Origin of the sequence: Phaeobacter italicus (assembly GCF_001258055.1) — a bacterium.
Lineage (GTDB): Bacteria > Pseudomonadota > Alphaproteobacteria > Rhodobacterales > Rhodobacteraceae > Phaeobacter > Phaeobacter italicus.
This window is the reverse complement of sequence record NZ_CVRM01000037.1, coordinates 140,038-149,242: the sequence shown is the minus strand read 5'-3', so window position 1 is coordinate 149,242 and position 9,205 is coordinate 140,038. Positions and strand designations below refer to the sequence as shown.

The window sequence follows — 9,205 nt, the reverse complement described above, 5'->3', positions numbered from 1 at the left end:
AATGCTCCTAACCTCGCTCCGGCGGGGTTATTTCTGTTTGTGAAGGCCAACAAGGGCAATCACCAGGACACGCAGCCTAATCGTCGAGCGCCGCACACAGTCAGGGGCGGACAGGGGTGAAGCTGCGCTCCTCTTTCTTAATTCATCGGGCTCTGCTAACGTAAACACAACAATAATGCCAAGGCAGGCAAAAGAGCAGATGGGAACGGGCTTTAACGGCACTTACGTGATTGCGTGGGCGCAGACCGAGGTGGATGGTCTGCGTGCGGCTTTGCCTTGCGCGCTGGCAGCTGGTGCCACTTGGCGTTGGACTGGCGAGGCGGTCCGGGTGGATGGCCCGAGTGATGTTCTTCAACTGGCACCTTCCGACGATGCGCAGGCGTTGCGCAGACGTGCAGCACGATCCGTCAGGCGGCTGGTCGGCTTGGCAACTGCTGTGGACGATCAGCGCACCGAGGAAGATGACAGCGCGCCCCTGCGGGATCGCCATTTCGTCGTCACTGACGGGCTGAAAAATTTTATCGTCACCCTGATTGATGTGGGGGCAGGGCGCCGACCGCTCCTGATGTTCGTAGACAGTGTCCCGCCGCGGAACCGGGATTTGTGGATCGCTGAGCTGCGCCTTGGCGATGGGCCGGACATGGGCGCACCTGCTGAGGGTGGGGTGATCTGCTTCACCCCGGGCACGTTGCTGCGCACGCCGTCAGGAGGGGTGCCGGTAGAGATGCTCCAGGAAGGTGATTGGATCCAGACCCGCGATAGTGGCGCCCAGCAGATCCAGTGGATCGGGCGTCGACGGATGAGTGGCGCGCGCTTGTTTGTCATGCCGGAGTTGCGACCGATCCGGATCCGGGGGGGCGCATTGGGGATGGCACGCCCTGACGCGGATTTGCTGGTCTCCCCGAGCCATCGGATGCTGGTCGCTGGCAAGGCGGTGCAGAGCCTTTTCAACACACCGGAAGTTTTGGTGACAGCACGCGATCTGGTCGATGGTCACGGCGTCAGTGTGGATACATCGCTGCGGGAGGTCACCTATATTCATCTTCTGTTGGCAAACCATCAGGTCCTTTGGGCCAATGGCGTTGAGACAGAGAGTTTTCATCCGGCGCAGGCGGCTCTGGATGTGCTTGGAGCAGAGGATCGCAGCAGGCTTTTGGCCCTATTGCCGGATCTGGCTGTCGACCCCATGCGCTATGGTGATTTTGCCCGTCGCAACCTCAGCATGCCGGAGGCTGCGATCCTCAGGCATGCTGCCTGAACTGGCCAGATCTGACAGCCGCGCAGGATCAGGAATGGGCGTTAAAAATCGGTGTTGACTCCCCAAACCGCTCGTCTATACACGCGGCTTCATTGGTGTTGGTGGCCCCCGCAAGGGGATGCCTGTCGACTCGGTCAAACCCGGGGAGAGGACAACGCCCTTCGAAACCATATACGAAGGAGATCAGCCGTGACCAAACGCACGTCTGCCAAGTACAAAATTGACCGCCGTATGGGCGAAAACATCTGGGGTCGCCCGAAGTCCCCGGTGAACCGCCGTGAATATGGCCCCGGCCAGCACGGTCAGCGCCGTAAGGGCAAACTGTCCGATTTCGGTATCCAGCTGCGCGCCAAGCAGAAGCTCAAGGGCTACTATGGCGACCTGACCGAGAAGCAGTTCCGCCGCATCTATGGTGAAGCTGAGCGTGTTAAAGGTGATACCGGTGAAAACCTGATCGGCCTGTTGGAGCGCCGCCTGGACGCAGTCGTATACCGCGCCAAATTCGTTCCCACCGTTTTTGCTGCACGTCAGTTCGTGAACCACGGTCACGTTCTGGTCAACGGCAAGCGCGTGAACATCCCCTCCTACCGCGTGAAAGAGGGTGACGTGATCGAAGTTCGTGAGAAGTCCAAGCAAATGACCGCCCTGCTGGAAGCTGTTCAGCTCGCAGAGCGTGACGTGCCGGATTACATCGAAGCCGACCACTCCAAAATGACCGCAACTTTTGTTCGCGCACCCGGCCTGGCCGACGTGCCGTACCCGGTTGTCATGGAACCGAACCTGGTCGTCGAATTCTACGCCAAAAACTAAGTCCGCCCTTTTGGAAACGGATTTTCGGGGTCGCCATCTTGGCGGCCCTTTCTCGTTTCTGGCCGGTCGAAAACGTGATGGGTTGGCGATGAGCATGTGATCACTTTTTGCCCTCGCCTGACTTTCCGTTTGTCATTGCAGCCGATCGCCACCTATCCTGCCGACAGACGCCCGTTCAGAGGCGAAGTTCAGGAAGGTAGACCCATGTCATTCACCCGTTTTCTGGGGCTGGCCGCAGCAGCGGCGATCAGTCTTTCCGCAAGCGCTACGCTGTCGCTTGCAGCTCCTCTCCAGCTCAAGCCTGCGGATCCGCAGCCAAAGGGGCTGAAGCCGGGCCTGTCGGTGCGCTATGCCTATCCAAGTGATGTCAAGACGCTGCGCGCTGCAGCCAAGGCACTTGAGGCAGGCGCAGAGGCGGGCCCTCCTCTCAAGGGGTTGGACTACCGTGACACCAACATCGGGGAAAATGCACTCACATCAAAACAATCCGAAATGGTCGCGGCAGACATCCGTGGCTATGTCAAATTTGATGCGCCCGGCGTTTATACCATTGATTTCCTGACCAACGATGGGCTGCGCGCTACAATTGGCGGTCAGGTGGTCGGTAAGTTTGACGGGCGGCAGCCGTGCGAACCGACGTTCGCGGAAGAGGTCCAAGTGCCCAAGGCGGGCTGGTACCCGGTCCATATTCTGTATTTCCAACGGCTCAACACATCCTGCTTGCACATGCGCATGGCGCCAAAAGGCAGTCGTCCGACTTGGATGGCAAACAGCGCATTTGGTCGGTGAAAAGGCTGCAAACGTGAAACGCGACGGGCGGACCTGCCGTTACAGCGGCAGGGGGCGCCCCTCTGCGATCGCCTCCATCGCGAAATAGGACGTGACGCTGTCCAGCTCAACGCCCGAGATCAGGCGTTGATATACCCGATCATAGCTTGCCATATCTTCTGTCACGACCTTCAGCTGATAGTCGTAGTCGCCACCAATTCTGTGAAAATCGACGACCTCGGGAATTGTCAGAACATGGCGTCGGAACGTCTGCAGCCAATCGGCGGAATGGTGGCGGGTCCGCAACATCACAAAAACCACCAGATCCAGGCCGAGCTGTTTGCGGTCAAGCCGAACGGTGGAGCCTTGCAACAACCCGCTTTCGTTCAGCGCCTTCAATCTGCGCCAGCAAGCGTTTTGCGACAGTCCGACCTGTTCTGCGAGATCGCGCTGTGACAGGCTGGCGTCTTTCTGCAGGGCGCGCAGGAGGGAAAGGTCGATCTGGTCTAGCTTATGGTTCATGAGCGCGATCATAGGCCGCGCTGAAAGCCAAGTTCAATGCACCTCTGTTGCGGTGCTGCACGATGGCCGTCGCTCGAAGCACAGGGGAGGGCGTCTTGTCGCTTTCCCATTTGATGCAGGGCGGTTATTACGATCCCGCATCAAGGAGCATATATCATGACCCACATCGCGCCGCAGCCAGGCATTATGGATATCGCCCTCTATCAGGGCGGGGCTGCCCATGTGAAGGGGATGAGCAATGTGACCAAGCTCTCCTCCAACGAAAACCCCCTCGGGCCGAGCCCCAAGGCGATTGAGGCGATGCAGGCTGCCGTCGCTCAGATGCACCGCTATCCAAGCTCAGATCATGCGTCCTTGCGTGGGGCGATTGGCGACGTTTATGGGCTCCCGGCCGAGCAGATTATTTGCGGGGCGGGCAGCGACGAGATCATCGCGTTTCTCTGCCAGGCTTATGCCGGTCCCGGCGATGAAGTGCTGTTCACCGAACACGGATTTGCGATGTACCGCATCAGCGCCTTGGCTGCGGGGGCTACTCCGGTCGAAGTGCGCGAAAGAGAGCGCGTGACCGATGTCGATGCCCTGATCGAGGGCTGCACGGACCGCACGCGGCTGGTGTTTATTGCAAACCCCAACAACCCGACCGGCACGATGATCAGCACGGCCGAACTTGCCCGCCTTGCGGATGGGATTCCGAAACAGGCGATCCTGGTTCTGGATGGGGCCTATGCCGAGTATGTAGAAGGCTACGACGCGGGCGCATCGCTTGTTGCAAGTCGCGACAATGTTGTGATGACGCGCACCTTTTCAAAGATCTACGGCCTTGGTGGTGCCCGCGTAGGGTGGGGATACGCCCCCAAGCCGATCATCGATGTGCTGAACCGGGTCCGCGGCCCCTTTAACCTGTCATCGACCGCCTTGGCAGCTGCCGAAGCCGCGGTGCGTGACACGGCGTACACAGAACATTGCCGCAAGAAAAACGCGACCTGGCGGAGCTGGCTGGCGGAGGCGTTGGCCGAACTCGGCATTCCGTCGGACACGTCTTGCGCCAATTTCATTCTGGCCCGTTTCGCAAGCGCGCAAGAGGCTGAGAGCTGTGATGCCTATTTGCAGAGCCGTGGTTTGATCGTGCGGCGTGTGGCAGGCTACAAACTACCGGCGGCTCTTCGGATGACTGTCGGGGATGAGGCGTCCTGCCGTGCACTGGCGGCGGCCGTCAAGGATTTCAAGGACACTCATTCATGACTCAACCCGTTTATGACCGTATTGCGCTGATTGGTCTCGGCCTTATTGCCTCCTCGATGGCGCACGCCATCCGCCGCGGAAATCTGGCCGGAGAGATCACAGGCTATGCGCGCAGTGAAGCCACCCGCGAAACTGCCCGCCGGATCAACCTGTGTGATCGGATCTGCGATACCGCAGCCGACGCCGTAGAGGATGCAGATCTTGTCGTGCTTTGCGTGCCGGTCGGGGCGATGGGCCCGGTCATGGAAGAGATTGCGCCCAAGTTGAAGCCCGGCGCGACGGTTTCCGATGTGGGCTCTGTCAAACGCCATGTCATCGAGGCGGTTCAGCCCCATATTCCGCAGGGCGTGCATTTCGTACCCGCACACCCATTGGCAGGGACCGAGCATTCCGGCCCGGAGGCGGGTTTTGCTGAGCTTTATGACAACCGCTGGTGTCTGTTGGTCCCTGTGGAGGGAACGGATCCGGACGCGGTGGAGCGCCTGCGGACCCTGTGGGAAGGGATGGGCGCAAATGTCGATGAGATGGACGCAGACCACCATGATCTGGTGCTGGCTGTGACGTCTCATGCGCCGCACCTCATTGCCTATACAATGGTGGGTGTTGCGGATGATTTGCGCCGTGTCACAGATAGTGAGGTCATCAAGTACTCGGCCGCGGGTTTCAGGGATTTCACTCGAATTGCGGCGTCGGATCCGACCATGTGGCGGGATGTTTTCCTGACAAACAAAGATGCGACGCTCGAAATCCTCGGGCGTTTCACCGAAGAACTCTTTGCGCTGCAACGGGCGATCCGGACTGGTGACGGGGAACATCTGCACGACTATTTCACCCGCACCCGTGCCATTCGGCGTGGCATCATCGAAGCGGGGCAGGATACTGCTGCGCCGAACTTTGGTCGCGGAACCAAGTCCTGATGCGCGGCCTGGGTGGAATGCGCGTGTTGGCCGGGTTGATCCTGACCTGTTTCGCCATCCCGGCGCTGGCAGATGCCCCCACTCAGTCACTGCGGCCGGAAATCCGCCCTGCGGCGGTACTGGCTTCGGTGGTTGAACCGCTCCTTCGCCCGCAGCTGCGTCCGCTGTCTGAACAAGGCATTGCACTGGCCGCGCTGGAACTACCCGTCAGCAAAGCCGGGCCTGATATCTCGCTGCGCCCTGTGGTCCGTCCCGAGGCTCTGGCAGAGCAGATTTTGTTCGGCAAACGCAAACTGCGCAAAACGTCCGTGTGTGGTGACATCGACATTCAAGGTGAAAAGGTCGGGACCGTGCCGGGGCGGCTGAAGGGCTGTGGTGCGAAAAATGCAGTTCGGGTCAAATCGATTGCGGGGGTAACGCTCAGCCAGCAGTCGGTCATGACTTGCGAAACGGCCAAGGCGCTCAAGAAATGGGTCGATCGGGATGTGATCAAGGCCTTTGGTCGACGCGATCAGGTGGTCAGCCTTCGGGTCGCCTCTCACTACTCTTGCAGGACACGCAACAATCTGCCCGGCGCGCGCATTTCCGAACACGGGCGGGGCAAGGCCATTGATATCTCCGGTTTCGTTCTAGAAAGCGGGCGCGTCGTCACTGTGCTGAATGGCTGGGGCGCACGAGACACCCGAAAGGGGCTGCGCAAGATCTGGAAAGCGGCCTGCGGACCTTTTGGTACAGTTTTGGGCCCGCAATCAGATCGGTTCCACCGCGATCACTTTCACCTTGATGTGGCGCGCCATCGCGGCGGGGCCTATTGCCGCTAACCCCGATCAGCGCAGGACAAGGCGCGGAGCGGGGCCAATCGGCAGAGGCCCAAGCGCAACGTAGCCCGATTTGAATGTCAAAGGCAGGTCGAGATCCCGGTGATTGCCACCGAGGCCGGCAAAGACACGCAGCACACGTTCGACGCCCGCGCGGGTTTGAGGGCCAAGCAACTGGGCGGCTTCGGCCATGTGCAGGATATCCTGCCAGTTTTCGATCTGCAGGGCGATATCCCCTTCGGCAACGCCGGTCTCGTCGATGCGCAGGCCGCCAGTGGCCTTGATCCGCATGGGGCCCCAGCGCGCTTCTGCAAGGTGAAGGGCAATGTTGCGCGGCTGCGGGCGGCGCAGCTCAAGAGCCTTACGGTCCCAGGCGGTATCAAACTGGACATCCATATCAACGGCAACGGTGTCCAGACGCTGAGGGAGCCCGTCAGCTGCGGCCAGCTGCTGGCGCAGCACGGCACTGGGAAGGACGCCATTGGCCTCGGCGGTGATGGCGTAAGACGCCGGATCACCCTGCTGGCGCATTTCCAGATTAAGCGCGTGCCCCTCAAGCCAGGGGGTCTTGTCCAGATCAAGCTGCCAAGCAGCTGATGAAACCCCTAAATGCTCCAGCTGCAGCGCGAGACCCGGTGCGAGCTGCAGTGATGCCTCCAGCGCTTCGGCCTGCAAGACAACGGTCTGGTCCAGATAGGAAACCCGCTGCGGCGTAGAGGGAAATGCCAAAGTCAGATCGCCGGGCCAAATTGCGGGGCTGATCAATTCCAGCCATTCAGCCCGCCACGCGGTTCCCGTGCCAGGATCAGCCAGCACAGGTGCCGTGATCCGATTTCGCAACTCCAGGGGAAAGCCGGTCGTTTCCAGATTGGCGAACTCAGCCTGCCAGCCCTGACGCCGTTGTTCCGCGAACCAGGCAGACACGCCCTGCCTGACGCCCCAGCTCGCTATCAACCAATAGAGCGTCAGCGCAATGGCGGCGAGGAATGCGATTTTTGTACCGCGGATCATCATTCGGCCTCTTTTCTGGCGATCAGAATTGATGTTTATAGGCCGCGTTCAAAAAAGGGCCAGCGTCATGACCATGTGGGTATTCGGATATGGATCTTTGTTGTGGAACCCGGGCTTTCCGGTTGCCCGCCGCGAGGTCGCGACCTTGCCCGGCTACGCGCGTTCTTTTTGCATGAAATCCATCCATCACCGCGGCAGCGTCGAAAAGCCCGGATTGGTGCTTGCATTGGATGCCATCGAAGGCGCTGCCTGCACCGGTCTCGCTCTGGCCGTCGAAACGGGCCACGAAGAGCAGACCCTGGACGAGTTGCGCGCCCGCGAGCTGATTTCCTCGGCTTATGTCGAACGCGATCTCACCGTTTCGCTGGCCAGCGGCGGAGAGGTGACGGCAGTGACCTATGTCATTGACCCCGATCATGACCAGTATTGCGGTGGTCTCAGCCTGGAAACTCAGGCACATATCATTGCAGGTGCGATTGGCGGGCGGGGGCCGAACCCGGAATATCTCTATAATACTGCCGATCACCTGGCCGAGATTGGTTTGCGTGACCCGGATCTTGACTGGCTGTCTGCCCGAGTGCGTGATTTGGCGTCATAAAGCCTTGGCTCTTTTGAGGTTTTGTCTATAGGCTGCTGTTCTGGAAGAACACCTTAACGTGTCAGGAGCCACAGAACATGGCGCAGCCAGACCGCGAGAGCAAACCGCAGTTTTCCCAACCGGTACGTCAGATCATTTTGATGCTGATTGCCCTTGGCCTCTCCGGGTTTGGTGCCTTTGTCGCGCTGCCGCGCGTGCTGCCGGTGTTCGAGGCAAATCCCTGGCTTAACGGGTTTATCCTGTTGGTGTTCGTGTTCGGCGTGCTGGCCTGTTTCTGGCAGGTCCTGCAGCTTATTGGTTCGGTGCGCTGGATCGAAGGTTTTGCCGCAGGGGTTACGCGCGAGGATGATCGCCCGCCCTCTATGCTGGCGCCACTTGCATCGCTGTTGCGTTCACGCGGGGCACGGATGCAGCTGGGGTCGTCTTCGACCCGCTCCATTCTCGACTCTGTCGCTACTCGGATCGATGAAGAGCGTGAAATCACACGCTATATCGTCAATCTGCTGATCTTTCTTGGCCTTTTGGGGACGTTCTATGGTCTGGCCACCACCGTGCCTGCCGTTGTTGACACCATTCGCAGCCTTGCCCCGCAAGAGGGAGAGGAAGGGATCGCCGTATTCAACCGCCTCATGACCGGGCTCGAGGCGCAGTTGGGAGGCATGGGCGTTGCTTTTGCGTCGTCGCTCCTTGGTCTCGCGGGCTCTCTGATTGTGGGTTTGCTCGAACTGTTCGCGGGACACGGCCAAAACCGTTTTTATCGCGAGCTTGAGGAATGGCTGTCGTCATTTACCCGCGTCAGCCTGTCCTCGGAGGAAGGTGGCAGCGGCGAAACCGGGGCGATCTCTGGGGTGCTCGACACGATGACCGAACAGATGGACGCGTTGCAGGGCATGTTCGTGCAGTCTTCACAGGCGCGCGCAGAGGTCGATCAGAAACTGTCTGCGCTGGTCGATGCGATCACTGATATGAACCAACGACAGGCCCAGTCCGAAGGTGTCACTGCAGCGCTGGAACGGGTAGCCGTTGGTCAGGAGGCACTGACAGAACTGATGCGCGCGCACGGCGATAGCGGTCTTGACGCTGAAAGCCGGATGCGACTGCGGTCCATCGATGTTCAGATGCTGCGGATCCTGGAAGAAATCTCAGCGGGCCGTCAGGAAAGTCTCGCGGAATTGCGCAAGGACATCGACCTGTTGGTCAAGGCCTTTGCACGCCCGCAAGGGCTCGGCCGGACCCCGCGCAGCGGCCACGAGGGCTAGGT

At 60.0% G+C, this 9,205-nt stretch carries 10 protein-coding genes; 8 read left to right on the top strand and 2 right to left on the bottom strand.

Going from position 1 to position 9,205, the window contains the following annotated elements; genetic code table 11:
• Positions 1–199: 199 nt before the first annotated feature.
• The 3 genes from NIT7645_RS19065 (at position 200) to NIT7645_RS19055 (ending at position 2,857) form a co-directional block, all read left to right on the top strand.
• Positions 200–1,258: a Hint domain-containing protein gene (locus tag NIT7645_RS19065; RefSeq protein WP_037302718.1), complete on the top strand. Its 1,059-nt coding sequence runs from the start codon at positions 200–202 to the stop codon at positions 1,256–1,258.
• 189 nt (positions 1,259–1,447) lie between these two features.
• Positions 1,448–2,068 carry a 30S ribosomal protein S4 gene (rpsD, locus tag NIT7645_RS19060; protein WP_008560453.1) on the top strand — a complete coding sequence of 207 codons (621 nt, stop codon included), beginning with the start codon at positions 1,448–1,450 and terminating at the stop codon, positions 2,066–2,068.
• Positions 2,069–2,272: 204 nt separating this feature from the next.
• Positions 2,273–2,857 (top strand): PA14 domain-containing protein, encoded by a 585-nt coding sequence (locus NIT7645_RS19055; RefSeq protein ID WP_008559162.1) that lies wholly within the window; start codon positions 2,273–2,275, stop codon positions 2,855–2,857.
• 39 nt (positions 2,858–2,896) lie between these two features.
• Here the strand turns inward: NIT7645_RS19055 and NIT7645_RS19050 are convergent, their stop codons facing one another.
• A complete protein-coding gene (locus NIT7645_RS19050) occupies positions 2,897–3,358 on the bottom strand; it encodes an Lrp/AsnC family transcriptional regulator (protein WP_037302719.1) in 462 nt (153 codons plus the stop codon).
• 156 nt (positions 3,359–3,514) lie between these two features.
• On the opposite strand from NIT7645_RS19050, the gene hisC reads away from it, so the two are divergent.
• The 3 genes from hisC to NIT7645_RS19035 are packed head-to-tail and all read left to right on the top strand — an operon-like array spanning position 3,515 to position 6,338.
• The gene (gene hisC, locus NIT7645_RS19045) at positions 3,515–4,600 is read left to right on the top strand and encodes a histidinol-phosphate transaminase (protein ID WP_008561573.1); all 1,086 of its coding nucleotides are present in this window, start codon (positions 3,515–3,517) and stop codon (positions 4,598–4,600) included.
• On the top strand, positions 4,597–5,517 hold the full coding sequence (locus tag NIT7645_RS19040) for a prephenate/arogenate dehydrogenase family protein (protein ID WP_008560724.1): 921 nt from the start codon (positions 4,597–4,599) through the stop codon (positions 5,515–5,517). Before hisC ends, NIT7645_RS19040 begins: the two co-directional genes overlap by 4 nt.
• On the top strand, positions 5,517–6,338 hold the full coding sequence (locus NIT7645_RS19035) for an extensin-like domain-containing protein (protein ID WP_008561933.1): 822 nt from the start codon (positions 5,517–5,519) through the stop codon (positions 6,336–6,338). Before NIT7645_RS19040 ends, NIT7645_RS19035 begins: the two co-directional genes overlap by 1 nt.
• Before the next feature lie 6 nt (positions 6,339–6,344).
• Here the strand turns inward: NIT7645_RS19035 and NIT7645_RS19030 are convergent, their stop codons facing one another.
• Positions 6,345–7,346, bottom strand: a complete 1,002-nt coding sequence (locus tag NIT7645_RS19030) for a DUF2125 domain-containing protein (protein ID WP_306316148.1) — start codon at positions 7,344–7,346, stop codon at positions 6,345–6,347.
• Between the two features lie 67 nt (positions 7,347–7,413).
• Between NIT7645_RS19030 and NIT7645_RS19025 the strand changes: the two genes are divergently transcribed.
• Together NIT7645_RS19025 and NIT7645_RS19020 are read left to right on the top strand one after the other, a co-directional pair.
• Positions 7,414–7,944: a gamma-glutamylcyclotransferase gene (locus tag NIT7645_RS19025; RefSeq protein WP_008559794.1), complete on the top strand. Its 531-nt coding sequence runs from the start codon at positions 7,414–7,416 to the stop codon at positions 7,942–7,944.
• 77 nt (positions 7,945–8,021) lie between these two features.
• On the top strand, positions 8,022–9,203 hold the full coding sequence (locus tag NIT7645_RS19020) for a MotA/TolQ/ExbB proton channel family protein (RefSeq protein WP_008560741.1): 1,182 nt from the start codon (positions 8,022–8,024) through the stop codon (positions 9,201–9,203).
• Positions 9,204–9,205: the final 2 nt, after the last annotated feature.